The 24,506-nt window shown below is 71.4% G+C and carries 19 protein-coding genes; 5 read left to right on the forward strand and 14 right to left on the reverse strand.

Translation table 11 applies throughout. The features are described 5' to 3' along the window. Window positions 1-105: 105 nt before the first annotated feature. Window positions 106-885, forward strand: a complete 780-nt coding sequence (gene lexA, locus ACIPFH_RS26660; RefSeq protein WP_057575372.1) for a transcriptional repressor LexA — start codon at window positions 106-108, stop codon at window positions 883-885. Between the two features lie 152 nt (window positions 886-1,037). Here lexA and ACIPFH_RS26665 read toward each other — a convergent pair whose 3' ends face one another. The 4 genes from ACIPFH_RS26665 to ACIPFH_RS26680 form a co-directional block, all read right to left on the reverse strand. Continuing rightward, on the reverse strand, window positions 1,038-3,014 hold the full coding sequence (locus ACIPFH_RS26665; RefSeq protein ID WP_401830104.1) for an ATP-dependent DNA helicase: 1,977 nt from the start codon (window positions 3,012-3,014) through the stop codon (window positions 1,038-1,040). A 166-nt stretch (window positions 3,015-3,180) separates the two neighbouring features. Continuing rightward, window positions 3,181-3,804: a GNAT family N-acetyltransferase gene (locus tag ACIPFH_RS26670; RefSeq protein ID WP_401830106.1), complete on the reverse strand. Its 624-nt coding sequence runs from the start codon at window positions 3,802-3,804 to the stop codon at window positions 3,181-3,183. Between the two features lie 95 nt (window positions 3,805-3,899). Further along, entirely contained in the window at window positions 3,900-5,840 is a 1,941-nt protein-coding gene (locus ACIPFH_RS26675) for an IucA/IucC family protein (protein WP_401830107.1), read from the reverse strand. A gap of 160 nt (window positions 5,841-6,000) precedes the next feature. Further along, window positions 6,001-7,755 (reverse strand): diaminobutyrate--2-oxoglutarate transaminase family protein, encoded by a 1,755-nt coding sequence (locus ACIPFH_RS26680; protein WP_401830108.1) that lies wholly within the window; start codon window positions 7,753-7,755, stop codon window positions 6,001-6,003. Window positions 7,756-8,086: 331 nt separating this feature from the next. On the opposite strand from ACIPFH_RS26680, the gene ACIPFH_RS26685 reads away from it, so the two are divergent. Together ACIPFH_RS26685 and ACIPFH_RS26690 are read left to right on the forward strand one after the other, a co-directional pair. Continuing rightward, entirely contained in the window at window positions 8,087-9,310 is a 1,224-nt protein-coding gene (locus ACIPFH_RS26685) for a trypsin-like serine peptidase (RefSeq protein ID WP_401830109.1), read from the forward strand. 193 nt (window positions 9,311-9,503) lie between these two features. Continuing rightward, window positions 9,504-10,700: a trypsin-like serine peptidase gene (locus ACIPFH_RS26690; RefSeq protein ID WP_401830110.1), complete on the forward strand. Its 1,197-nt coding sequence runs from the start codon at window positions 9,504-9,506 to the stop codon at window positions 10,698-10,700. 74 nt (window positions 10,701-10,774) lie between these two features. Here ACIPFH_RS26690 and hflX read toward each other — a convergent pair whose 3' ends face one another. The 6 genes from hflX to miaA all read right to left on the reverse strand — a co-directional run bounded on the left by hflX (window position 10,775) and on the right by miaA (window position 19,099). Then, window positions 10,775-12,268, reverse strand: a complete 1,494-nt coding sequence (hflX, locus tag ACIPFH_RS26695) for a GTPase HflX (RefSeq protein ID WP_401830111.1) — start codon at window positions 12,266-12,268, stop codon at window positions 10,775-10,777. Window positions 12,269-12,403: 135 nt separating this feature from the next. After that, a complete protein-coding gene (locus ACIPFH_RS26700; RefSeq protein ID WP_401830112.1) occupies window positions 12,404-13,903 on the reverse strand; it encodes a M1 family metallopeptidase in 1,500 nt (499 codons plus the stop codon). Between the two features lie 230 nt (window positions 13,904-14,133). Beyond that, window positions 14,134-16,320 carry a RelA/SpoT family protein gene (locus ACIPFH_RS26705; protein ID WP_401830113.1) on the reverse strand — a complete coding sequence of 729 codons (2,187 nt, stop codon included), beginning with the start codon at window positions 16,318-16,320 and terminating at the stop codon, window positions 14,134-14,136. A gap of 301 nt (window positions 16,321-16,621) precedes the next feature. After that, window positions 16,622-17,491 (reverse strand): diaminopimelate epimerase, encoded by an 870-nt coding sequence (gene dapF / locus ACIPFH_RS26710; RefSeq protein WP_401830115.1) that lies wholly within the window; start codon window positions 17,489-17,491, stop codon window positions 16,622-16,624. 54 nt (window positions 17,492-17,545) lie between these two features. Next, window positions 17,546-18,052 carry a hypothetical protein gene (locus ACIPFH_RS26715; RefSeq protein WP_401830244.1) on the reverse strand — a complete coding sequence of 169 codons (507 nt, stop codon included), beginning with the start codon at window positions 18,050-18,052 and terminating at the stop codon, window positions 17,546-17,548. Window positions 18,053-18,160: 108 nt separating this feature from the next. Further along, window positions 18,161-19,099, reverse strand: coding sequence for a tRNA (adenosine(37)-N6)-dimethylallyltransferase MiaA (gene miaA, locus ACIPFH_RS26720; protein WP_401830117.1), 939 nt, complete (start codon window positions 19,097-19,099; stop codon window positions 18,161-18,163). A gap of 181 nt (window positions 19,100-19,280) precedes the next feature. Between miaA and ACIPFH_RS26725 the strand changes: the two genes are divergently transcribed. Further along, window positions 19,281-19,604: a hypothetical protein gene (locus ACIPFH_RS26725; RefSeq protein WP_401830119.1), complete on the forward strand. Its 324-nt coding sequence runs from the start codon at window positions 19,281-19,283 to the stop codon at window positions 19,602-19,604. Window positions 19,605-19,628: 24 nt separating this feature from the next. Beyond that, window positions 19,629-19,898, forward strand: a complete 270-nt coding sequence (locus ACIPFH_RS26730) for an antitoxin (RefSeq protein ID WP_401830120.1) — start codon at window positions 19,629-19,631, stop codon at window positions 19,896-19,898. A gap of 124 nt (window positions 19,899-20,022) precedes the next feature. On the opposite strand, the gene ACIPFH_RS26735 is transcribed toward ACIPFH_RS26730, so the two are convergent. The 4 genes from ACIPFH_RS26735 to ACIPFH_RS26750 form a co-directional block, all read right to left on the reverse strand. Then, window positions 20,023-20,739: a class III extradiol dioxygenase subunit B-like domain-containing protein gene (locus ACIPFH_RS26735; RefSeq protein WP_401830121.1), complete on the reverse strand. Its 717-nt coding sequence runs from the start codon at window positions 20,737-20,739 to the stop codon at window positions 20,023-20,025. A gap of 61 nt (window positions 20,740-20,800) precedes the next feature. After that, a complete protein-coding gene (miaB, locus tag ACIPFH_RS26740; protein ID WP_401830123.1) occupies window positions 20,801-22,330 on the reverse strand; it encodes a tRNA (N6-isopentenyl adenosine(37)-C2)-methylthiotransferase MiaB in 1,530 nt (509 codons plus the stop codon). A 185-nt stretch (window positions 22,331-22,515) separates the two neighbouring features. Then, window positions 22,516-23,226: a response regulator gene (locus tag ACIPFH_RS26745; protein WP_401830124.1), complete on the reverse strand. Its 711-nt coding sequence runs from the start codon at window positions 23,224-23,226 to the stop codon at window positions 22,516-22,518. Beyond that, a complete protein-coding gene (locus ACIPFH_RS26750) occupies window positions 23,226-24,299 on the reverse strand; it encodes a sensor histidine kinase (protein ID WP_401830127.1) in 1,074 nt (357 codons plus the stop codon). Before ACIPFH_RS26750 ends, ACIPFH_RS26745 begins: the two co-directional genes overlap by 1 nt. Between the last annotated feature and the right edge of the window lie 207 nt (window positions 24,300-24,506).

Here is a 24,506-nt window from a genome sequence, read left to right on the forward strand (position 1 = left end):
GATCAAGTCAGGCTATCCACGCTTTTTCACTCGAACGTGTGTTTGGCGCAACCTTTCGAAAGCCACTACCGTTGTCCAGCAGGGAGACAATCGAGAGGGGCCGACGTGACCACCACCGCAGACAGCGCCACCATCACTGCCCAGGACCGCTCCCAGGGCCGACTCGAGCCGGTGCATGCGATGAACGAAGCCATGAATCCCGAGGGACACAAGCGCTCGCTGCCTGGCCGACCTCCAGGCATCCGCGCCGACAGTTCGGGACTCACCGACCGTCAGCGCCGAGTGATCGAGGTCATCAGGGACTCCGTACAGCGGCGCGGCTATCCGCCGTCCATGCGGGAGATCGGTCAGGCGGTCGGCCTGTCCAGCACTTCGTCGGTCGCGCACCAGCTGATGGCGCTGGAGCGAAAGGGCTTCCTGCGCCGCGACCCGCACCGGCCGCGCGCCTACGAGGTGCGCGGCTCCGACCAGGCCGCCTCCGTCCAGCCGACGGACACCGCCGGCAAGCCCGCCGCGTCGTACGTCCCGCTGGTCGGCCGCATCGCCGCCGGTGGCCCGATCCTCGCCGAGGAATCGGTCGAGGACGTCTTCCCACTGCCGCGCCAGCTGGTGGGCGACGGGGAGCTGTTCGTGCTCAAGGTCGTCGGTGACTCGATGATCGAAGCCGCGATCTGCGACGGCGACTGGGTCACCGTCCGCCGCCAGCCCGTCGCCGAGAACGGCGACATCGTGGCGGCGATGCTGGACGGCGAGGCCACCGTCAAGCGTTTCAAGCGCGAGGACGGCCATGTGTGGCTCCTCCCGCACAACGCGGCGTACGAGCCGATCCCGGGTGACGACGCGACCATCCTCGGCAAGGTGGTGGCCGTACTCCGCCGCGTCTGAGCACGGTGGTGGCCGGGACCGCGCCGGCCACCCTCTGAACTGGGCCCCGGGATCCCTGCGCCGGTTCCGGGGCCCTGTGCTGTGCCCGATGGCAAGAGGGAAAGGGGGCCGTTCCGATTACGGGACGGCCCCTCTACGAGCCTCGGCCTGCCTCACTGTGCCTCTACCTGCTTGGCCACCGCGTCGATCGCGGCGAGCGACTTCCGGACCTGAGTGCGGTCCGTGGTGTACCAGAAGTCCGGGAGCGACGCCTTCAGATAGCTCCCGTAGCGGGCCGTCGCCAGTCGCTGATCCAGCACGGCGACCACGCCACGGTCCCCCGACGCCCGTACCAGGCGGCCTGCGCCCTGCGCCATCAGCAGCGCCGCGTGGGTGGCGGCTACGGCCATGAAGCCGTTGCCACCGGCTTCCTCCACCGCTTTCTGGCGTGCGCTCATCAGGGGGTCGTCGGGGCGCGGGAAGGGGATCTTGTCCATGACCACCAGCTGGCAGCTGGGACCGGGGACGTCGACGCCCTGCCAGAGCGACAGCGTGCCGAAGAGGCAGGTCGCCGGATCCGCCGCGAAGTTCTTGATCAGCTCACCGAGTGTCTCCTCCCCCTGGAGGAGGATCGGGAACTCGGGCACCCGGGTGCGCAGTTCCTCGGCGGCGAGCTGCGCGGCCCGCATGGAGGAGAAGAGGCCGAGCGTGCGTCCGCCGGCCGCCTGGATCAGTTCGGTCAGCTCATCCAGCATGTCGCCGCGGTCGCCGTCCCGCGCGGGACGCGACAGGTGTTTGGCCACGTAGAGGATGCCCTGCTTGGGGTAGTCGAAAGGCGAACCCACGTCGATGCCCTTCCACTGCGGGACGTCCTCGCCTTCCGTGCCCTCCGGGGCCAGCCCCATCGAGGCGCCCACACCGTTGAAGTCCCCGCCCAGCTTCAGGGTCGCCGAGGCCAGGGTCACGGAGCGGTCCGCGAAGAGCTTCTCCCGCAGCAGACCCGACACGGACATGGGCGCGACCCGCAGAGAAGCACCGAAGCGGTCGTGCCGCTCGTACCAGACGACGTCCCACTCGGAGCCGTTGACGATCCGCTCCGCCACGTCGTGCACGGTCTCCACCGATGCGAGGGCCTGTTTGCGTACGGCGTCCTCGTCCTGGACGGACTTGTCGCGGGTCGCGCCGATGCCCGAGATGACGGTCCGCGCGGCGTCACGCAGCGCCATGAGGGCGTACCCGAGGTCCTCCGGGATTTCCTCCAGGCGACCGGGCAACGCCAGTTCCATGAGTCGCTCGAAGCCCTCGGCGGCCGTCTGGAGCTGGTCGGCCGCCTTTTCGTTGACCAGCTTCGCCGCCCGGCGCACGGCCCGGTTGACCTGTCCCGGAGTGAGCTCGCCCGTGGCCACACCGGTGACCCGCGAGACCAGCTCATGCGCCTCGTCCACGATCAGCACCTCGTGCTGCGGAAGGACCGGCGCACCCTCGATGGCGTCGATGGCGAGCAGCGCGTGATTGGTGACGACGACCTCGGCGAGCTTGGCTCGCTCACGGGCCATCTCCGCGAAGCACTCGGCGCCGTAGGCGCACTTCGTGGCTCCCAGACACTCCCGGGAGGAAACCGACACCTGGGCCCAGGCCCGGTCGGAGACGCCGGGCGTGAGGTCGTCCCGGTCACCGGTCTCGGTCTCGTCCGACCAGTCCCGCAACCGGAGCAGATCCTGGCCCAGCTTGCTGGTGGGTGCGGCCGCCTCGAACTGGTCGAAGAGGCCCTCCTCCTCGTCCTGCGGGACCCCTTCGTGCAGTCGGTGCAGGCACAGGTAGTTCGATCTGCCCTTGAGCATCGCGAACTCCGGGCGGCGGCGCAGCAGCGGATGCAGCGCGTCGACCGTGCGCGGCAGGTCCCGCTCCACGAGCTGGCGCTGCAGGGCCAGCGTGGCGGTCGCCACGACCACTCTCTCCCCGTGCGCGAGGGCGGGCACGAGGTAGCCGAGCGACTTACCGGTGCCGGTGCCGGCCTGGACCAGCAGATGGGAGCCGTCGTCGATCGCCTCGGCGACGGCTTCGGCCATGGTCACCTGGCCGGGGCGCTCGGTGCCGCCGACAGCGGTGACGGCAGCGTGCAGGAGTTCGGGGAGTGAGGGCTTCGTCATAGCGCGACCACCCTACGGCTCGGCACTGACAAACGGGTGGTCACGGCGGACGGGCGGGACGGGATCAAGACTGTGGGTTCCTCGGTGGCGGTGCGAAAGCCCGGCGTCGGCGGGAACCGATTCGGCACGAGGGGCGTTCCATCTGTGACGGCTCCATTACACACTGTCATGACAGGTCCCGCAGGGCCCGGTCCCGAACCATGAGTGCGGCCCGCTTGGTGGGCAGGTCGACCTCGGCGAAGAATCGGAAACCCGCGTTCAGGAAGGTGGCGACGGACGGAATGTTGCGAAGGTCGGGTTCGGCGACGACGCGGACACACGCGGGCCTCCTGTCCAGGACGAGGTCGGCGACGGCTGTGAGCAGACGGCTGCCCAGTCCTCGTCCGCGGTCGGCGACACCGCCGATGAGGAGGTGGATTCCGGTGTCGTGCGCTCGGGCCGGGTAGTAGCGCGCCAACGGATCGAGGTCTGCCCGATAGATCTCCCAGTAGCTCATGGGGCGCCCCGCCAGTACCCCTAGGCAGGGGACGGTGTGCCCGTCGTCGGCGAGTTGGCGACGCAGGTGTCGCTCCGTTCTGGACGCGGGTCCCGCCAGTTCCCAGAACGCCGCGACGGCGGGGTCGTTCATCCACCGGCCGACGAGAGGGAGGTCCCTCTCGACCTGTACCGGGACGAGGTGGAACGCACCCGCGGGGGTGGCGGTGGGCCCCCAGTCGTCGACGCGGTCGAGCAGGTCGGTGACGGCGGAAGGGATACGACGGCTGTCGGCGTCTGTCTCGACGGGAGGCACGGCAGATCCTCTCAGCGGGTCGGGTGGGACATGTCCTCGGAGAAGCGAACGAAGGCAGCGAAGCGAAGGAAGGAGGCGGTCGGTGAAGCGAGGGCTCAGGAGCGGAGGGGGTTGTCGATGGTGACGTAGACGGACTGGGTGTCCACCGGGCCGACGAGTTCGTCGAGGCCGTGCAACCGGGTCAGCAGATTGGCCTTGCAGCGCAGCCGGGGCGAGTCGAGCAGCCGGGCGGCGAGCGAACCACGCAGTCGGCGGGGGCCTGACGCGGCGTCGGTGAGGAAGCGCCGGAAGGCGGCGAGCAGGAGTCGCTCGTCGGCGAGCCGCTGGGAACCGAACGCGCCGATGAGTCCCAGCACGTTGTTGATCCCCAGGTAGTAGGCGAAGCGCTCGTCGGTGACGTCGTCGGACACGAAGGTGTCGCTGCGCTCGCCGATACCGGGCAACCGGGCTTCCAGACCCGCGCGGCCGGACTCGCGGAAGTAGTAGCCCTGATTGTCGCGGTAGCGACCGCCGGCGGGCCAGCCGTCGGGGTCCAGGAGGAGAAGCGTGTTCTGCTGATGCGCCTCCAGGGCGATCCCTGCCTCACCGTCGAGCCACAGGACCGGGCGGACGACCTGTTCCAGATAGCGCAGAAACCACTCGGCGGCGACGGCCTCCCGCGGCCGGGACGTCCTTACGGCGAGGCGTGTGACGATCGCGGCAAGTCGGGAGCGATGGGCGCTAGCCGAGTCCGGCCGGGGTGCGACGAGACCGGCGACGCAGGACACGTCGTCCGCCGGTGCGAACGGGTTGTGGCGGATCATCACGTCGAGGCCCGCCAACGGGAGGCCGTCAGCAGCGTCGACCGCGAGCCAGGCCGGATCGCGGACGATGTCGAAGCCCGGGTGGGCGGCCTGCCACTGCTTGGCCAGGCCGGCGCGCAGGAGGCGGTGGACCTCGACACCACGGTGGAGTTCTTTGCGCAGGTTCTCACGAAGGGAGTTGGTGATGCGCAGCCCCAGCGACAGTTTGAGCATCGCGGGGGCGCCGGACCGATGGACGGTGCGCACGGAGGAGGTCGGATGCCACGAAGGGCCATGGGCGCCCAGGTCCAGGAGGAGTCCGGCGTCGAACAGGGTCTCGACCTCGGGACGGTGCCGCGCCTCGCGCAGCTGCCATGGATGCACTGGCAGGGCGGCGAAGCCGTCCGGCAGAGGCAGCGAGGCGCCGGCGAGACGAGCCGTCAGTCGGGCGGCGGGGACGCGACGGCCGCCTTCGGTCCAGGCGGAGTCGGTGGCGACCACGGAGGGAGCGACAGCCAGCCAGCGAAGTGGGAAGGAACCCCGGGACTCCGGTGAGTAGAGGCGCGCTTCGCCGTCCGAGAGGCCTTCTCGGCTCTTCGGCGTCGGATGCAGCGGATGCCCGAGCAGCAGTGCCTGTTCGGCGGCCAGGAACAGATCGGGTGCCTCGGCCGGACTTTCCCGGCGCTCGCGGATGAACACCGTGGTACGGCGGACGGAGTCGGCGACACGCGCGACGAGGTCGAGGCCCTCGCCGTTTTCCTTGCCCCACTTGGACGCGGGCCAGGGCGTCGGGGATGCGGCGGCGCGCTCCACAGGCAGGGCGCCTACATGAGCCGCCGCTACGGCTTCCGCGGACGTGTCCGGCAGGCAACCGTCCCGAAGTGTCTCGCGGGCCAGGAGGGCCGCGACCGTGATCGCGTCCGCGGGCGGGGACTGTTCGGGTGCGCCGGCCAGACGCGGGAGGCCGAAGCGGTGCCAGCCGGTCGGGGACCAGTAATGGACGGGGGCGAGCAGGGCGATGCCACTGGCGGGCAGCGGCACGTGGAGGACGCCGCCACGGGGCGCGGGCAGGCGCGCCTCGCGCACCCAGCAGCGCAGCAGGTTCTCCACGGCGGCGGCCCCGCCCGCGGTGTGCGGATCCGGGTGGTCCAGGAGATCGGCGGCAGGGCGCGGTGGTTCGACGGGGGCGGCTTCTCCCTGCTGACGGGGGACGGAGGGCCTGAGGTAGGGGTACTGGTCGGAGGAGGTGGTCAAGGTCGTTCCTCGTGAAATCGTGGGTTCGGCCGCGAGCGGGCGGTGGCGCGGAGCTCGCTGGCTCGTGGATCGAGCGGGCGTCGCCCCGGCGGCGAGGCGGCACCGGGGCCGGTGCCGGTGGCGTACGCGGTCACGTGGGTACACCGGCGGCCGCCGGGGGTCACCGCGTCCGGTGGGCATGGTCGACCTGGAACTCGTCCGCCCTGAGCTGCCGGCCCTGACTCTGGCCCTGGGTCGGACTCTGGCCCTGACTCTGGCTGTGGCTGTGGCCCGGACTCCGGCCCTGGCCCTGCTGATGGTTCGGCTGGGCGTGGGCCCGCCGGTCCGCGCCGGAGAGGTGGTGGCTGCGGGACACCGCCGCCATTGCGTCCGCCAGTCGGTCGAGTACCGCGGTGACCTGCTCATCGGTGATCGTCAGGGGCGGAAGCAGTCGTACGACGCTGGCGTGGCGTCCGCCGAGTTCGACGATCAGGCCCCGTCGCAGACACTCTCGTCGGACGGCGGCGGCCAGCACGGGAGCGGCGGGGCAGGGGGCGTGCCCGGGGGCCGAACGTGGCGGCCTGTGGGGCGTGGCCTCGAGGGCGTCGACACCGTCGGCCCACGACGCGCCTGGCCCGTCACCGGCACGGGCGGAGACGGGCGGGGCGTCGTTCCCGCCGACCGGGTTTTCCGCCTCGGGGTCCACCATCTCGACCCCGATCATCAGCCCGCGGCCCCGCACGTCCCCCATGCACGGGAAGTCCTCGGCGAGACGGCGGAGTTGGCCGAGCATGCGGCCTCCCAGGGCGGCCGAGCGTTCGGCGAGGCCGTTCTCGCGGACGTAGGCGAGGGTGGCCGTGCCGGCGGCCATGGCGAGTTGGTTGCCGCGGAACGTGCCCGCGTGGGCCCCGGGCTGCCAGACGTCGAGGGCGTCACGGTAGACGACGACAGCGAGCGGCAGGCTGCCTCCGATGGCCTTGGACAGGACCATCACGTCGGGGACGACCCCACTGTGCTCCACCGCCCAGAAGGCACCGGTCCGGCCCACGCCCGTCTGGACCTCGTCGGCGATCAGCGGGATCGAGCGCTCGGCCGTGATCTGCCGCATACGGCGCATCCAGGCGTCCGGCGCCGGGATGACTCCGCCCTCGCCCTGGACCGGCTCGAGGATCATCCCGGCGGGACGCCTCACCCCCGACTTGGGATCGTCGAGGACGGACTCGGTCCAGCGCGCGGCGAGTTCGGCGCCCCGTTCGCCGCCCATGCCGAACGGACAGCGGTAGTCCTGCGGATAGGGCAGCCGAGCCACCCGTACGTCGAAGGCGCCCCCGGAGGCTTCGAGCGATCCGGCGGTCATCCCGTGGTACGCACCCGTGAAGGCCAGCACACCCGTGCGGCCGGTGGCGGCCCGGACCAGCTTGAGGGCGGCCTCCACGGCGTCCGTACCGGCCGGTCCGCAGAACTGCACACGCGCGTGGTCGGCGAGACCGGGTGGCAGGGTGCGGAACAGTTCGGTGATGAAGGCATCCTTGACGGGAGTGGCGAGGTCGAGGACTTGCAGGGGCGCCCCCGAGTCGAGGACCTTGCGGATGGCCTCAAGGACGACGGGATGGTTGTGGCCGAGCGCGAGGGTGCCGGCGCCGGAGAGACAGTCGAGATAGCGGCGGCCGTCCGCGCCCTCGATGGTCAGCCCACGTGCCCGGACCGGCACGATCGGCAGGGCACGCGCGTATGTGCGGGCCGCAGACTCACGAGCCGACTGACGCCGCAGGATCCCCTCGTACGCGGTCCGGCCGCCCGTCCGGCTCGCCGCGTCGGCCGTTCCGGCACCGTGGAATCCCGCGTCGGAAGGCGCGCCGCCGGAGGCTTCGTGGGAGCGAGTTGCGGCGGCATGCCCGGAGGACGTCTCCTCGGGTACTGGCTCGGTCGCGGCCACGGATACCCCTGTCCTCCCGCCGGTCGGAGGGGGCGTACACACCACAGCCCCCATCGCTACCAACACCGGACGGCCGTGCCGGTTACGGGTCGTCACGAGATTGCCCGTGCGCGGCGCTCCGCTCCCGGACCGCCGCCGTCCCGTCGCGCCGAAGGTCTGTGGCGGAACGGTTGCCATTTGGTCGGGAGTCCCCCGCCGCGACCGCATATCGTGTGGTGGCATCACACACGGCCGTGAGACCCGCTTGAACTCGGTGTGAGTTCACCCTGAGTTCCGTACCGCGGGGGCCGGCCGGTGCTTCAAGTTCGTTGACAGCAGGGGGAGTCAGACCATGCGATCCATACGTCCGTCGTTCACCGCTCGCCGGGGGAGGAACGCGCGCCGCAGAACCTCCCCCGTACTGGGCGCCATGGCCCTCGCCTCGGTGCTCGCGCTCACCGCGACCGCGTGTGACTCGGGCGACACCGATGCGGACAGCCAGGCCGGCGCGTCGGCGTCGACCGGCGCCGACGGCAAGATCACGATCCCGGACGACATCAAGGACAGGCTCAAAGAGCAGGGGATCGACCTCGACAAGTGGAAGAACGGCGCCTGGAAGAACTGGGACAAGGACGACTGGCTGCGTGAGGCGCAGGACTACATCAACCCGATCATCAAGGGGCTGTGGGACCCGGACCGGATGCGGGAGGCCGACGACCCGGACCGGAGCGTCGACGAGAACGACCTTTCCGGCGACCAGGGCGTGACCGATCCGACGCCGCAGGCGGTGGACGCGAAGGCCGTCCCGCCCTCGTACCACGCGAACGCCGCCGAGGCGGGCAAGGTGTTCTTCGACTCCCCCGAGGGCACGATGGTCTGCTCGGCGACGGTCGTGAAGGACCCGGCTCACCCCGGAAAGTCCAACCTGGTGTGGACGGCGGGCCACTGCGTGCACGCCGGCAAGGGCGGCGGCTGGTACCGCAACATCGCGTTCGTGCCGTCGTACAACGACTCGGGCAAGTCGGCCGAGCAGTTGGAGACGGCGACCAAGGAGGAGGCGGCTCCCTACGGCGTGTGGTGGGGTGACTGGACGAAGACCTCCGACCAGTGGATCGCGCAGGGCGGCCAGACCGGCGGCGACGGCGCCTCGTACGACTACGCCGTCATCCATGTGACGCCGGAGGAGGGCGGTTCGGGCAAGTCCCTCGAGGAGACGGTCGGTTCGGCTCTCCCCGTGGACTTCAACGCGCCGGCCGTGCCGAAGGTGAGCAGCATCACCGCGACCGGCTACCCGGCGGCGGCACCGTACGACGGGCAGAAGCTCTACCAGTGCGAGGACAAGCCGGGGCGGTTCTCGCTCAGTTCCTCGGACCCGACGATGTACCGCATCGGCTGCACGATGACCGGTGGTTCGTCCGGCGGCGGCTGGGTCGCGACGGGGTCGGGCGGTAAGCCGGCGCTGGTGTCCAACACCTCGATCGGCCCGGTGAACGCTGGTTGGCTCGCGGGACCGCGGCTGGGTGAGGTGGCCAAGGCTGTGTACGACTCGGTGAGCGACAAGTTCGCCGGTCAGTAGCCTGATCGGCGGTGGGGTGCCTGTCGGGAACCTTCACCATCCCACCGCCGTTCGTCCCGAATTCCAGGTGCATAGTGGGGTGTTGCCTGTCGGCGGTCATCGCGGGGATCCGACGGTTTACCTGTCAGGCGCATGACATTCCAGGTACGTCTCATGTTCAACGATCCACACGCTTCACGGGGGACATCGCACCATGCGTTTCACACGTACGCCCTTTGCGTACCCGCACGGCCGACGCCGCACCCTGCTCGCGGTCGCCGTCACCGCCCTGGCTCTGACGGCGACCGCCTGCAACGGCTCCGACGACACCAAGGCCGACGCCGCCGCCTCCCGCACCGCCACGGGTTCCGGTGACAGCAAGGTCCAGGTCCCGGCCGACATCGCCGACAAGCTCGAGGAGCACGGCGTCGACGTCGACAGGTGGGCCGACGGGGGCTGGCAGGACTGGGACAAGGACAAGTGGCTCAGCGCGGCCAAGGACTTCGTCAACCCGGTCATCGAGGGACTGTGGAAGCCCGGGCGGATGCAGGCGGCTAAGGAGGCGGACAAGACCGTCACGACGAAGGACGCCGCCGCCGACCAGGGCGTCAGCGACCCGGATCCGACGGCCGTGGAGGCGGAGGCCGAGAAGACGCCGTACCACGAGAACGCGGCCCCGGTCGGCAAGGTCTTCTTCGACTCGCCGGAGGGCACGATGGTCTGCTCCGGCACGGTCGTCAAGGACGTGAACCACCCGGGCAGGTCCAACCTCGTGTGGACGGCCGGGCACTGCGTGCACGCCGGTGGCAGCGGTGGCTGGTACCGCAACCTCGTCTTCGTCCCGGCCTACAACGACCTCGGCAGGACCGAGGCGCAGCTCGGCGATGCCACGGCATCGCAGATCGCCCCCTACGGCAACTGGTGGGCCGACTGGGCGTCGACGTCGGACGAGTGGATCGCCGGCGGGTCGCGGACGGGTGGCGCGGGCGCCGCATACGACTACGCCGTGCTGCACGTGACGCCGGAGCAGGGTTCCAAGTCGCTGGAGGAGACCGTCGGCGGGGCGCTGGACGTGGACTTCTCCGCACCGTCCGCCACCGAGGTCGCCGCGATGGGCGCCTGGGGCTATCCGGCGGCACCGCCCTACAACGGGCTGAAGATGTTCAAGTGCGTCGACCGGCCGGGGCGCTTCTCACTCGGCTCGTCACTGCCGACCATGTACCGCATCGGCTGCACGATGACCGGTGGTTCCTCCGGCGGCGGCTGGTTCCGGGTGGTGGGCGGAAAGACCGAGCTGGTCTCCAACACCTCGATCGGCCCGGCCGACAACAGCTGGCTGGCGGGACCCCGGCTCGGCCCGGAGGCCGAGGCGCTCTACGAGAACATGAGCAGGACGTACGGCGGTCGGTGAACCGCACCACGCCCGAAGGCCCGCCCCCTGCTTGCAGGGGGCGGGCCTTCGGGCGTTCAGCAGACGGTGCCGGCTCAGGCGAGCGGAGCCGGCACGTACGGCGCGAGGTCCGCCGCCAGCTCCTCGTGCACCCGCGCCTTCAGCAGGGTGCCCTCCGCCGTGTGCTCCGCGGAGATCACCTCGCCCTCGGTGTGGGCGCGGGCGACCAGACCGCCGTGGGTGTACGGCACGAGTGCCTCCACCTCGACCGACGGCCGCGGCAGCTCGTCGTCGATCAGCGCGAGCAGTTCGTCGATGCCCTGGCCGGTACGGGCCGAGACCGCGATGGAACGCTTCTCGATCCGCATGAGCCGCTGGAGCGTCAGCGGGTCGGCCGCGTCCGCCTTGTTGATCACGACGATCTCGGGCACGCCCGTGGCGCCGACGTCACGGACCACCTCGCGCACGGCGGCCAACTGCTCCTCCGGGTCGGGGTGCGAGCCGTCCACCACGTGCAGGATCAGGTCGGACTCGCCGACCTCTTCCATGGTGGAACGGAACGCCTCGACGAGGTGGTGCGGCAGGTGCCGGACGAAGCCGACCGTGTCCGCCAGGGTGTAGAGCCGGCCGCTCGGGGTCTCCGCCCGGCGCACGGTCGGGTCCAGGGTCGCGAACAGGGAGTTCTCGACCAGGACTCCGGCGCCCGTGAGGCGGTTGAGCAGGGACGACTTGCCGGCGTTGGTGTAGCCCGCGATGGCGACGGACGGCACCTTGTGGCGCTTGCGCTCCTGGCGCTTGATCTCGCGGCCGGTCTTCATCTCCGCGATCTCCCGGCGCATCTTCGCCATCTTCTCGCGGATCCGGCGCCGGTCCGTCTCGATCTTGGTCTCACCGGGGCCACGGGTGGCGAGGCCGCCGCCCTTGCCGCCGCCCATCTGCCGGGACAGCGACTGACCCCAGCCGCGCAGCCTCGGCAGCATGTACTGCATCTGCGCGAGCGCGACCTGCGCCTTGCCCTCTCGGGACTTGGCGTGCTGGGCGAAGATGTCGAGGATCAGGGCCGTACGGTCGATGACCTTGACCTTGACGACGTCCTCGAGGTGGATGAGCTGGCCCGGGCTGAGCTCACCGTCGCAGATGACGGTGTCCGCGCCCGTTTCGAGCACGATGTCGCGCAGCTCCTGGGCCTTGCCGGAGCCGATGTAGGTGGCCGCGTCGGGCTTGTCCCGGCGCTGGATCACGCCGTCGAGGACCAGCGCGCCGGCCGTTTCCGCGAGGGCGGCCAGCTCCGCCAGGGAGTTGTCCGCGTCCTGTGCCGTCCCGGTGGTCCAGACGCCGACGAGCACGACCCGCTCCAGGCGGAGCTGTCGGTACTCGACCTCGGTGACGTCCTCGAGCTCGGTGGAGAGACCCGCCACGCGGCGCAGGGCCGCGCGCTCGGAGCGATCGAACTGGTCGCCGTCCCTGTCTCCGTCGATCTCGTGGCTCCAGGCGACGTCCTCTTCCATCAGGGCATCGGCCCGGAGACCGTCGGGGTAGGCGTGCGCAACGCGCTGGGTGTCCTGGGAAGGGGAAGAAGAGGAGGTCATTGGGTCCTTACGTCGTTGGATGCCGATACGGCTGCCTTCATGGTGGACAACGCACGGGTACCCCGGGAGATTCCCGTGTCCCCTGCGGCGCCGACCTCACGATGGTCGCACGGTACGGCCCGTCTCGTCACGGCCTTATTTCGCGGGCCGCGGGGCCGTCGGGACGGCCTTCGGTTCGCCCTTCGCGACCGGTGACGCCTGCTTCCAGTCCGGGTGGCCGGGCATCGGCGGGGTCTTCTCGCCGTACAGCCAGTCCTTGAAGAACCGGGCCAGATCGCGCCCGGAGACCTCCTGGGCGAGGCGCTCGAAGTCGGCCGTGGTCGCCGTGGCGTCGCGGTGGTTGTGGACCCAGGCGCGCTCCAGGTGCTCGAACGCGGTCCGTCCGATCTCCTGGCGCAGGGCGTACAGGACGAGGGCCGCGCCGTCGTAGACGTTGGGCCGGAAGATGCTGATCTTCTGGCCGGGGTTGGGGGCCTCGGGCAGCGCCGGCGGGCCTCCCGAGCCGCGCCAGCGGTCGGAGGCCCCGTACGCCGCCTTCATGCGCGCCTCAAGCGTGTGCCCCGACTTCTCCTCGGCGTACAGCGCCTCGTACCAGGTGGCGTGTCCCTCGTTGAGCCACAGGTCGGACCAGGTGCGCGGGCTGACGCTGTCGCCGAACCACTGGTGGGACAGCTCGTGCACCATGATCGACTCGACGTACCACTTGGGATAGCCGGGCTCGGTGAAGAGGTCCCTCTCGAAGAGGGAGAGGGTCTGCGTCTCCAGTTCGAACCCGGTGGAGGCCTCGGCCATGAGCAGGCCGTACGTCTCGAAGGGGTAGGGGCCGACCTTCTCCTCCATCCAGGCGATCTGGTCGGGGGTCTTCTTCAACCAGGGTTCCAGGAGTTCGCGGTCCTTGGTGGGCACGACGTCCCGTACGGGCAGTGCGTGCGGTCCCTGGCGGTGCACGACCGTGGACCGGCCGATGGACACCTGGGCGAGTTCGGTGGCCATGGGGTGTTGGGTGCGATAGGTCCAGGTGGTCGACTCGCCGGCCCGTTCGACCCCGGTCGGCAGCCCGCCCGCGACGGCGGTGTAGCCGTTGGGCGCGGTGATCCGGATGGTGAACATCGCCTTGTCGGACGGGTGGTCGTTGCAGGGGAAGACCAGGTGCGCGGCGTCCGCCTGGTTGGCCATGGCGAGGCCGTCCGCGGTCCTCACCCAACCGCCGTCCCGGCCGTCGGTGCTCACGGGATCGCTGGTGTGCCGCACGGTGATCCGCACCCAGCTGCCCGCCGACAACGGCTTCTCCGGGGTGACCACCAGATCGTCGTCGACGCCGGCGAAGGCCGCGGACGCGCCGTCGACCTCGACGGATTCGACCTTGCCGTGGGCGAAGTCGAGGTTGATCCGGTCCAGGGCTGTGGTGGTCCAGGCGTCGATGGTGGTGACCGCCTGGAGGGGCTTGGTGTTGGAGCCGGGATAGGTGAGGGCCAGGTCGTACGAGGCGACGTCGTACCCGGGGTTGCCCAGGTACGGGAAGAGACGGTCGCCGAGGCCGAGCGGGGCCGCCGGGGCGCTCGCCGCGACGAGGCAGACGGACACTGCCGAGGCGAGGAGCGCGGATTTCAGCCGGGCGCGAGGGGTGAGCAGCATGGACCACCGCTACCAGCGCCCACCTCCCCCGCGTCGGCGACGCGCGCCCGGCCCACCCGAACGGGTTGCGCACGCGTGTGTGCGTGACGCCCGAAAGTACCCCGGCGCGCGATGCGCACGCGCGCGTGCCGGCGGCTACGCCGGCCCTGGGAAGGCCGGCTAGCCCGCACGCGGGGGTGCGTGACGCGCGAAGGAAACCCCCGCGCGCCTCACCCGCGCGTGGGCGGCGGCTACGCCGACCCAGGGGAAGCCGGGGCGTGATGCTGCGCGCGGCCCACGTCGTAGACGCCCGGCACGTTCCGCATGGCGCGCATGAGGGCGGGCAGGTGACCGGCGTCCGGGAGTTGCACGGTGTACGTGTGGCGGACCTGCTGCTGATTCGGCGGCTCGACGGTCGCGGAGACGATCTCGGCGCCTTCCAGGGCCATGGCCTCGGTGAGGTCGGCGAGCAGATGGGGGCGGCCGAACGATTCGGCGACCAGGGTGACGCGGCACCCCGTGGTGTCGCCCCAGCGCACGTCGACCTCCTCGCGCCCCGCGTCCGCCATGCGCGCCACGGCGGCGCACTCGGCGCGGTGCACGGTCACCACTCCCCCGCGCACCGCGAAACCGGTCACCTCGTCGAGGGGCACGGGCGTGCAGCACCCGGCGAGCCGGACGCTCGCGTCGGGCCGGCCGGCGACGGTGATCGCGGCGCCCGGCCGCGAGGCGGGCGCGCCCGTCGTGGACGGCTCGGCAGCGGACCGTGCGGTCTCCTCGGCGGCCTTGGCCGCCCCGGAGTCCTCCGCCGGCCCGGGGCCCTCGTGCTCGGCCGGGGCCGGGTGCGTCGCCAGCCACCGCTGGATGGCGATGCGCGCGGCGGGGGTGTGGGCGTGCTCCAGCCACTCCCTCGAAGGCTCCGAGGCGGGATCCTGGCCCATGAGGAGCTGAACGGTGTCGCCGTCCCGCAGAACGGTGCTCAGGGTCGCCAGGCGGCCGTTCACCCGAGCGCCGATGCAGGCGTGGGCGTCTTCGCCGTACTGCGCGTACGCGGCGTCGACGCAGGTGGCTCCCTCGGGCAGGCCGAGCGTGCCGCCGTCGGGGCGGAAGACGGTGATCTCGCGGTCCTGGGCGAGGTCCTCGCGCAGGGTGGACCAGAACGTGTCGGGGTCGGGCGCGGCTTCCTGCCAGTCCAGGAGGCGGGAGAGCCAGCCGGGCCGGGTGGGGTCGACGCGCTCCTCGTCGGCCGAGGCTCTCCCTCGTGCCTGGTCCTCCGCGGGACCCGTGTAGGGGTTTCCTAGGGCGATGACGCCGGCCTCGGCGACCTTGTGCATCTGGTGCGTGCGGATGAGGACTTCGGCGACCTGGCCGTCCTCACGGGCCACGGCGGTGTGCAGCGACTGGTACAGGTTGAACTTGGGGACGGCGATGAAGTCCTTGAACTCCGAGACGACCGGCGTCATACAGGTGTGCAGTTCGCCCAGGACGGCGTAACAGTCCGCGTCCTCGTTCACCAGCACCAGCAGACGGCCGAAGTCGGCGCCCCGCATCCGGCCGCGCTTGCGGGAGGCGCGGTGCACGGAGACGAAGTGCCGCGGCCTGATGAGGACTTCGGCCTGGATGTCGGCGTCGCGCAGGACCGTGCGCATCGCCTCGGCGAACTCCGCGAGGGGGTCGTCCGCGCGGGAGGCGTTGTCGACGATCAGCTCGCGGGTGTGCTCGTACTCCTCGGGGTGGAGGATCGCGAAGACGAGATCTTCCAGTTCGGTCTTGAGGGCCTGGACACCGAGGCGTTCGGCGAGCGGGATGAGGACGTCACGCGTGACCTTGGCGATGCGTTCCTGCTTCTCGGGGCGCATCACCCCGAGGGTGCGCATGTTGTGCAGCCGGTCGGCGAGTTTGATCGACATCACGCGGACGTCGTTGCCGGTGGCGACCAGCATCTTGCGGAAGGTCTCGGGCTCGGCCGCCGCGCCGTAGTCGACCTTCTCCAACTTCGTGACGCCGTCGACGAGATAGCGCACCTCCGCGCCGAACTCCTCGCCGACCTGATCGAGCGTCACATCGGTGTCCTCGACCGTGTCGTGCAGCAGCGAGGCCGTCAACGCCGTGGTCTCCGCGCCGAGTTCGGCAAGGATCAGGGTCACGGCGAGCGGGTGGGTGATGTAGGGCTCCCCGCTCTTGCGCATCTGGCCGCGGTGCGAGGACTCGGCGAGCACATAGGCCCGGTGCAGCGGTTCCAGGTCGGCGTCGGGGTGGTGGGCGCGATGGGCCTCGACCACATGGCCGATCGCGTCGGGCAGCCGGCCGCGCGAGGCCGGGCCGAGCAGCGCGGCCCGGCCCAGGCGGCGCAGATCGATCCGGGGGCGACTGCGCCTGCGGGGCGCTGAAGGCACTACCGGGCCTGGGGTCGCGGGGTTCGTGGCCTCCGCACTCATGGGCACCTCCGGCTGCGTGGACCGGCGGACGGGGTGTCCCAAGGCGGACACGGCTCAGGGGACTGGCGAACGGTTCCCCGTCCGGGCCGGTGCTTGATGCTACCGAGCCCATCACGTGCGACTGACCGCCTCTCGCCGAGCGTGAAACGGATCACCCATTCGAGCGACGGATCCAAGGGTTTACGGTTTTGAGACGCCTGAACCGAGGCCGATCGTGAATCCGAACCCACGACCGGCTCCCGAGCACCACTCCTTCGCGGTGCCAGGCCGCTCCCGCCTCCGATGCCAAGCCCCGACGGGGTCAGCGGGCGAATGTTTCCAGCCATCCGGATTCGATCTCGCCTGTGGCCACGATCACTGCGGGTCCGGTCATCTCGATCTCGCCGTCGGGCCGCTCGGTGATGACAAGGCGTCCGCCGGGGACGTCCACCACATAGGTCGCGGGCAGTCCGGTCACCGTCGGGTCGGCGCCGTCCCGGCGCGCTGCCGCAACGGCCACGGCGCACGCGCCCGTGCCGCACGAGCGGGTCTCACCGGACCCTCGCTCGTGCACGCGCAGGGCCACGTGCCGCGGGCCCCGGTCCACGACGAACTCGACGTTCACCCCGTCCGGGTAGGCCGAGGCGGGACCGACCGGCGGCGGCACGAACAGGTCGCCCGCGTGCGCGAGGTCCGCCACGAAGGCGACGGCGTGCGGGTTGCCCATGTTCACGTTCCGCGCGGGCCAGCTGCGCTCGCCGACCCTCACCGTGACCTCTCCTTCGGGCAGGCGGGCACTGCCCATGCCGACGGTGACGTCACCCTCCTTGGACAGGTGCACGCTCTTCACGCCCCCGCGCGTGGCGACCGCGAGGTCGCCCTCGGTGACGAGCCCGGCGTGCTGGAGGTAGCGCGCGAACACACGGACGCCGTTGCCGCACATCTCCGCGACGGAGCCGTCGCCGTTGCGGTAGTCCATGAACCACTCCGCCTCGGCCGCCATGTCCTTCGCCTCGGGGTGGGCGGCGGACCGCACGACGTGCAGCAGACCGTCACCGCCGATGCCCGCGCGGCGGTCGCACAGGGCGGCGACGGCGGCCGGGGGGAGGTCGATGGCGTTCTCGGGGTCCGGGACGATCAGGAAGTCGTTCTCGGTGCCGTGCCCCTTGAGGAAGGCGATCCGCGTGCTCATTCCTCGATCGTACGGGGTGGGTACGACACCTCGTCCCGCACGCGCGTGTGCGGCTCAGCGCAGCCGGGCGACCCGCCAGACGGCCAGGGCCACCACCGCGGCGACCATCACGACGTACGCGAGAACGACCCGCCAGTCGGGACGGCGTCCGGAGCCGCGCTGGGGCAGGCCGGGCCACGTGTAACCGACGCGGCGCGCGGCCATCATCCCCCAGCCGGCCGCACAGGAGCAGATCAGCAGACCGAGCATGGCGATCATGGCGCCGCTGTCCCCGAAGTCGAAGGCGAGCGGGAAGGCGAACATCAGGGAGCCGCCCGCGGCCAGCGCCACGATGGGCGCCAGCTGCCAGATCCGGAGCCGACGCTGCGGGCGCAGCTCGACCTCGACCTCGGGGCCGCTCGCGAACATCTCCTCGGGCTCGGGCCCGTCGTCGCTCACGCCGCCCGGGGTGTCGTCGTCCGGCCCGTCGGGGCTCAGACGGCTCTCCTCGGGCTCCGGTTCACCACGCCCGGTGGTGAGGTGTTCGGTGCCTTCTGCGGTGTCGCGAGGGCCGGCCTCCATCGCCACGCGCCCTCCCAACTCGGACTCCACTTGGTCGATCGAAGCTCGATGATGGCACGGCACCGGATGCCCGGATGACGGCCTGGGCGTCCCGATGCCATGACGTGATCAGGCTGTGACCGGTCGCTCCACCAACGCCAGCGCGAGCTCCGGAAGTTCTGTGAGGTCGGCCGCGGCCCCACTCAACCAGTGCACCCGCGGATCGCGCCTGAACCACGAATCCTGGCGGCGCGCGAAGCGCTTGGTGGCACGGACCGTCTCGGCGCGCGCCTCGTCCTCGGTGCACTCGCCGACCAGCGCCGCGAGGACCTGCTGGTAGCCGAGCGCGCGAGCGGCCGTGCGCCCCTCGCGCAGGCCTCGCGCCTCCAGCTCGCGGACCTCGTCCACGAGCCCCGCGTCCCACATCCGGTCGACGCGGCGTGCGATGCGCTCGTCCAGTTCGGGGCGCGCCACGTCGACCCCGATCTGGACGGTGTCGTAGACCGAGTCGTGACCGGGCAGGTTGGCGGTGAAGGGCTTCCCGGTGATCTCGATCACCTCGAGGGCCCGGACGATACGGCGGCCGTTGCCGGGCAGGATCGCGTGCGCCGCCTCGGGGTCGGCGGCGGCCAGCCGCGCGTGCAGCGCACCCGAGCCGCGGAGCGTGAGCTCCTCCTCCAGCCGGGCGCGGACCTCGGGATCGGTGCCGGGGAACTCCAGGTTGTCGACGGCGCCACGGACGTACAGCCCGGAGCCGCCGACGAGAACCGGCCAACGGCCCTCGGCGAGCAGGGCGTCGATCCTTTCGCGGGCCAGCCTCTGGTACTCGGCGACGGAGGCGGTCTCCGTGACGTCCCAGACGTCCAAGAGGTGGTGGGGGACGCCGCCGCGTTCCTCGGGCGTCAGCTTGGCGGTGCCGATGTCCATCCCTCGGTAGAGCTGCATGGAGTCGGCGTTGACGACCTCGCCGCCGAGCCGCTGGGCCAGAAAGACGCCCAAATCGGACTTTCCGGCCGCGGTCGGTCCGACGACGGCGATGACGCGGGGGGCGGGGGGTGCGCTGCTCACAGCACCAGTCTCGCAAACCTCGGCCCCCGCCCTCGAACGAGTTACGTGACGACGCCGGTGCGACCTCGTTGCCCGTTGGAAGATTCCCGTCACCCTTCGCGGGGGCGGTGACCCCGGTGACGCAAACGGACGCACCGGCCGACGCGGGATTTCGCCCGCACGAGTACCGTAAGGAGCGGATATGGGCGTTTTGGCGCGACTTTTCCGGAGGTCGAAGGCAACCGAGGAGACGGTGGCGGAGGCGCAGGCCACGAGCGTCGACGAGGCACCGGCCGGCACACCGCCGGACGGAGCCGAGGCGGAGCCGACCGGCGCGCCCGCGTCGGCGCGGGAACCGGCCGAGACCGACGAGGCCGACGAGGCCGCCGGGCCGGAGACGGAGACGGCCGCGCAGGAGACGACGGAACCGGTCGCCGTAGCCGCCACCGACGGGGTCGAGATTCCCCGGCAGCAGTCCGCCGAGGAGGCGGCCGACAGCGAAGCGGGCGAGGGCGCCCGCGCGTAGAGGAACCCTCGAGGAAGGTGACCCATGGGTCTCTTGGGCAGTTTGAAGGCCAGACTCACCCCGGCCAAGGGCAAGGTCTCAGGCCTCGCGCAACAGCACGGGGACAAGGTCCAGCACGGTCTGGACAAGGCCGCGAAAGTCGTCGACGAGAAGACCAAGGGCAAGTACAGCGACAGGATCCAGTCGGGCACCGGTAAGGCCAAGGGCGCCATGGACCGGCTCGCGCACAAGGACGAACCCGCCGGGGGCGGAGACACCTTCACCCCGCCGAACACTCCCCCGCCCGCCTCCTGAACACTTCCTCGCGCCGGCCCATCGATCGGCGGACGGCCGCGCAGCGGAAACGCTCGCGGCCGTCCGCCGTTCCACCGGCCGGTGCCGCTCCTCGGCGGCCGGTACGACGGCGCCGTCCGGCCGTCTAGGACCAGGTCGCGACCACGTACCCCACCCCGTAGGGCGCGTCTTCGTACAGCAGCGCGCCCGTCAGGCCGGCGTGCTCGGCAGCGCCCGCGAGCACCTGCCAGGGGGCCCGGCCCGACGCCTTGAGTTCGTACGCCAGTTCGGCGTCCAGTGCCTTGAGGGCGGCGATGTCCGCCGCACCGAGCGCCCGTGCGATCTCGGCGTCGAAGGGTGCCGCGCGCTCGTCGAGATAGCCCGGCGCCTTCAGCGTCCGGCACGCGCTGGCGTCGCCCATCACCAGCAGCGCGACCCGCTCCGCCGCCGTGCCGATGCCCCGGCCGACTTCGACGCAGCGATCGGCCTCGAGCGGTTCGCCCACGCCGAGTCCCTCGACCGGGGCGGCCGACCACCCGGTCCGCTCCAGCAGCCAGGCGGCGACGGCGAGGGACGGTGGCAGTTCGCGCGCGGACGGCGTGTCCGCGCCGTTTCGGCCCAGCCGTACGTCGAGATCCACTCCGAAGCCGCGGAACGACCCGTGTCCGCCCTCCGAGTGAGGGCCGCGCCCGGACTGCTCGGCCGGTCCGACGACCACGAGCCGGTCCGGCCGGGCGGCCGCCAGCACGGCCAGCGCGTCCGAGCAGGCGGCACGCGCGCCGTCCAGCTCGGACGCGGCACCCGCGGCGACCTCGGGCACCAGGAGGGGCGGACAGGGGCAGACTGCGGCGGCGACAAGCATGATCGGCAGGGTAGCCCCGTACGCGATCCGCCGGGCCGCCGGCCGGGTGTCGCGCCGGCCGTCAGTCGCAGCCGCAGCCGCTGCCCGTGGCCACCGGCAGCGGCGCGGGCACGCCGACCCTGGGCAGACCGAGCAGGACGCCGGCCGGCTTCGCCGCCTTCTCGGCGGTGCGCTTCTCCCAGGCGTCTCCCGCGCGCGTGCGGCGCACCTCCAGGACGGGGCCCTCGGCCAGCAGGTGGTGCGGCGCCGCGTACGTCACCTCGACGGTCACGACGTCACCGGGGCGCACCTCCCGCTCCGGCTTGGTGAAGTGGACCAGGCGGTTGTCGGGGGCGCGACCGGAGAGACGGTGGGTGGCACCGTCCTTGCGGCCCTCGCCCTCGGCCACCATCAGCTCCAGGGTGCGGCCGACCTGCTTCTTGTTCTCCGCCCAGGAGATCTCCTCCTGGAGGGCGACGAGACGCTCGTAGCGCGCCTGCACGACCTCCTTGGGGATCTGGTTCTCCATGGTCGCGGCCGGGGTGCCGGGACGCTTGGAGTACTGGAACGTGAACGCCTGCGCGAACCGGGCCTCGGCAACCGCGTGCAGGGTCTGCTCGAAGTCCTCCTCGGTCTCGCCGGGGAAGCCCACGATGATGTCGGTGGTGATCGCCGCGTGCGGGATGGCGGCACGGACCTTCTCGATGATCCCGAGGTAACGCTCCTGCCGGTACGACCGGCGCATCGCCTTCAGGACCGTGTCCGAGCCGGACTGCATGGGCATGTGCAGCTGCGGCATCACGTTGGGCGTCTCGGCCATGGCCGCGATGACGTCGTCGGTGAAGTCGCGCGGGTGCGGGGAGGTGAAGCGGACGCGCTCCAGGCCCTCGATCGCGCCACACGCGCGCAGCAGCTTGCTGAAGGCCTCGCGGTCGCCGATGTCGGAGCCGTAGGCGTTGACGTTCTGGCCGAGCAGGGTGATCTCGCAGACGCCCTCGGCGACCAGCGCCTCGATCTCGGCGAGGATGTCGCCGGTGCGGCGGTCCTTCTCCTTGCCGCGCAGGGCCGGGACGATGCAGAAGGTACAGGTGTTGTTGCAGCCGACGGAGATCGAGACCCAGGCCGCGTAGGCGCTCTCGCGCCGTGTCGGCAGGGTCGAGGGGAAGGCCTCGAGCGACTCGGCGATCTCGACCTGGGCCTCTTCCTGCACCCGCGCGCGTTCCAGGAGCACCGGCAGCTTGCCGATGTTGTGCGTGCCGAAGACGACGTCCACCCAGGGCGCCTTCTTCACGATGGTGTCGCGGTCCTTCTGCGCGAGGCAGCCGCCGACCGCGATCTGCATCCCGGGCCGGCTCGCCTTCCGCGGCGCGAGTCGGCCGAGGTTGCCGTAGAGCCGGTTGTCGGCGTTCTCACGCACCGCGCAGGTGTTGAAGACGACGACGTCCGCGTCGCCGTCCGACCCCTCGGGGGCGCGCACGTACCCGGCCTCTTCGAGCAGCCCGGACAATCGCTCGGAGTCATGGACGTTCATCTGGCACCCGTAGGTGCGGATCTCGTAGCTCTTGGGGGTTTGAACGTCCACTGCGAGGCTCCGGTCGCTGCTGCTGGTCATGGCTCAAGGGTAGGCGCTCCCCGAAGAACACCCGTCTGCCGCCCGTACGCCCCTCCGTCCCGGACGGATGCCACCGCCGACGGGCTCGCGGCCGCACGGCGGCGGCTCCTTCGGCACCTCGGGCGCGGACGCGCTCTTCGGCACGGCGATCGACGAGTGCCGCGCACCCCTGCCAGGGCAGTGCGTCAGGGGTCGATGAGGCCGGCGCGGATCGCGTAGCGGGTGAGCTCCAGGCGGTCCCGCATGCCCAGCTTCTGCAGGAGATTGGCGCGGTGCCGTTCCACCGTCTTGGCGCTGATGAACAGCAGTGCGCCGATCTCCCGGGAGGTGTGCCCCTCGGCGACGAGCTTGAGGATCTCCTCCTCGCGCTCCGTGATGGGCCGTTCGGGCAGGCCGTCGACGCCGCGGTGCAGCCGGTCCAGGTAGGAGCGGACGAGGGCCCGCTCCGCGCCCGGGTAGATGAACGGCTCGTCCCGCACCACGGCGCGACACGCCTCGACCAGGTCCCGGTCGGCGACCGACTTCAGGACATAGCCGCCGGCTCCGGCCTTGAGCGCCTCGAAGAAGTACTGCTCGTTGTCGTACATGGTCAGGATGAGGATGCGCAGGGCCGGGAGGCGGCGGGAGAGTTCACGGGCCGCCTGGAGCCCCGTCATCCTGGGCATGGCCACATCCAGGACGGCCAGGTCGATGTCCCCGGTCCGGGCGCGCTCGACCGCCTCGGCCCCGTCCCCGGCCTCGGCGACCACCGTCAGACCGGGCTCGCCGTCCAGGATGAGCCGAACTCCCCGGCGGACGAGTGTGTGGTCGTCGGCGAGCAGGACGCGGGTCGGTGAGGGCGCCGACGCGGTCGAGACCGAGACACCTCGTATGTCCGGTACCGTGCCGTCCGCCATCAGTGGCCCCCGAGTGAGGCCACGGCGTCCGCCCGGCCGACTTCCGCACCGGCACCGGTTCCGACTCCGGTTCCAGCACCGGCTCCGGCTCCGACTTCCGCACCGGCGCCAGCTGCCGCACCCGCGCCCGCCCGCAGTCGTATCTCCGTCCCGTGACCACCACCATCGCCGTCGCTGGTCCCCGAGGACACCGTGAGGATCGCGCCGATCAACAGGGCCCGCTCCCGCATCCCCCGGATGCCTGCGCCTTCCCCGGCCGCCGCGTCCAGACCCCTGCCGTTGTCCCGTACGAGGAGTTCGACGCCGTCGGTGACCGGGCGCAGGCGGAGTTCCGCACGGTCGGCGCCGGCGTGCCGGGCGGTGTTGGTGAGGGCTTCCTGGGCCACGCGATAGAGCACGAGTTCCGTCTCCTCGGTCAGCGAGGGCAGACCGGTGCGGAGGTCGTGGCGCACCGTCAGTCCATGGGTGGTGAACTCGGCCGCGAGCGAGCGCAGCGCGCTGAGCAGTCCGAGCTCGTCGAGTACGCCGGGGCGCAGCCGCCGGGCGATTCGGCGGATCTCGTCGAGGCCGGACCGGGTGGCCTCCTGCGCCTGGCCCAGTTCCTCTCGCAGGTCCTTCGGGGCCCGGTCGGCGACGCGCTTGAGCTGGAGCAGCACGGCGGTCAGGGTCTGGCCGACCTCGTCGTGGAGTTCACGGGCGATGCGGTGGCGCTCGCGTTCCTGGGCGGACAGCGCTCCGGCCGCGCTGGCGGCCCGCTCTGCCTCCAGCCGGTCCAGCATGGCGTTGTACGTCGTGATCAGCTCGGCCGTCTCGACCGGCCCCGAGACCACGGCACGGCCCCCGGGGTGCAGCAGGTCGGCGTCGGCCATGGCACGTCCCAACCGCCCCAGCGGGGCCAGTCCGACGCGGAGCACGACCGCGTTGACGGTCAGCAGCGCGGCCAGACCCGCGACCACGACGAGCACCTCGCCCGGCAGTATGGGCGTGGATACGGTGACCGGGCCCAGCAGCAGTGCGGCCGCCGCGACCAGACCGACGGCGTCGAGCACGAAGATCCGCCAGAACAGCGACATGTGCGTGACTCCTCCTCGTCCGTCCCGTCCGTCTCGTCCGTCTGGTCTGCCTGGTCCGACTCGTGCCGCTCGTACTGCGCGTGCTGCTTTCCCGGCCTCTCCGGCCGCGCCTGCTCCTCCGGCCCCTCCCGCTGCTCCGGCCGCTCCGGTCCCCGCACCTTGCCGGCCTCCGGCACGGCCCCGGCCCTCTTTCCATGGCACCGCCGT

This window comes from Streptomyces sp. NPDC088157, from assembly GCF_044741545.1.
In the GTDB taxonomy this organism is placed as follows: domain Bacteria; phylum Actinomycetota; class Actinomycetes; order Streptomycetales; family Streptomycetaceae; genus Streptomyces.

What these genes read in the sequence shown, in the direction of transcription:
- ACIPFH_RS26665 (WP_401830104.1), bottom strand. Translation starts at nt 3,014, where the DNA reads ATGACGAAGCCCTCACTCCCCGAACTCCTGCACGCTGCCGTCACCGCT.
- ACIPFH_RS26685 (WP_401830109.1), top strand. Translation starts at nt 8,087, where the DNA reads ATGCGATCCATACGTCCGTCGTTCACCGCTCGCCGGGGGAGGAACGCG.
- ACIPFH_RS26690 (WP_401830110.1), top strand. Translation starts at nt 9,504, where the DNA reads ATGCGTTTCACACGTACGCCCTTTGCGTACCCGCACGGCCGACGCCGC.
- hflX (WP_401830111.1), bottom strand. Translation starts at nt 12,268, where the DNA reads ATGACCTCCTCTTCTTCCCCTTCCCAGGACACCCAGCGCGTTGCGCAC.
- ACIPFH_RS26700 (WP_401830112.1), bottom strand. Translation starts at nt 13,903, where the DNA reads ATGCTGCTCACCCCTCGCGCCCGGCTGAAATCCGCGCTCCTCGCCTCG.
- ACIPFH_RS26705 (WP_401830113.1), bottom strand. Translation starts at nt 16,320, where the DNA reads ATGAGTGCGGAGGCCACGAACCCCGCGACCCCAGGCCCGGTAGTGCCT.
- dapF (WP_401830115.1), bottom strand. Translation starts at nt 17,491, where the DNA reads ATGAGCACGCGGATCGCCTTCCTCAAGGGGCACGGCACCGAGAACGAC.
- ACIPFH_RS26715 (WP_401830244.1), bottom strand. Translation starts at nt 18,052, where the DNA reads ATGGAGGCCGGCCCTCGCGACACCGCAGAAGGCACCGAACACCTCACC.
- ACIPFH_RS26725 (WP_401830119.1), top strand. Translation starts at nt 19,281, where the DNA reads ATGGGCGTTTTGGCGCGACTTTTCCGGAGGTCGAAGGCAACCGAGGAG.
- ACIPFH_RS26730 (WP_401830120.1), top strand. Translation starts at nt 19,629, where the DNA reads ATGGGTCTCTTGGGCAGTTTGAAGGCCAGACTCACCCCGGCCAAGGGC.
- ACIPFH_RS26735 (WP_401830121.1), bottom strand. Translation starts at nt 20,739, where the DNA reads ATGCTTGTCGCCGCCGCAGTCTGCCCCTGTCCGCCCCTCCTGGTGCCC.
- miaB (WP_401830123.1), bottom strand. Translation starts at nt 22,330, where the DNA reads ATGACCAGCAGCAGCGACCGGAGCCTCGCAGTGGACGTTCAAACCCCC.
- ACIPFH_RS26745 (WP_401830124.1), bottom strand. Translation starts at nt 23,226, where the DNA reads ATGGCGGACGGCACGGTACCGGACATACGAGGTGTCTCGGTCTCGACC.
- ACIPFH_RS26750 (WP_401830127.1), bottom strand. Translation starts at nt 24,299, where the DNA reads ATGTCGCTGTTCTGGCGGATCTTCGTGCTCGACGCCGTCGGTCTGGTC.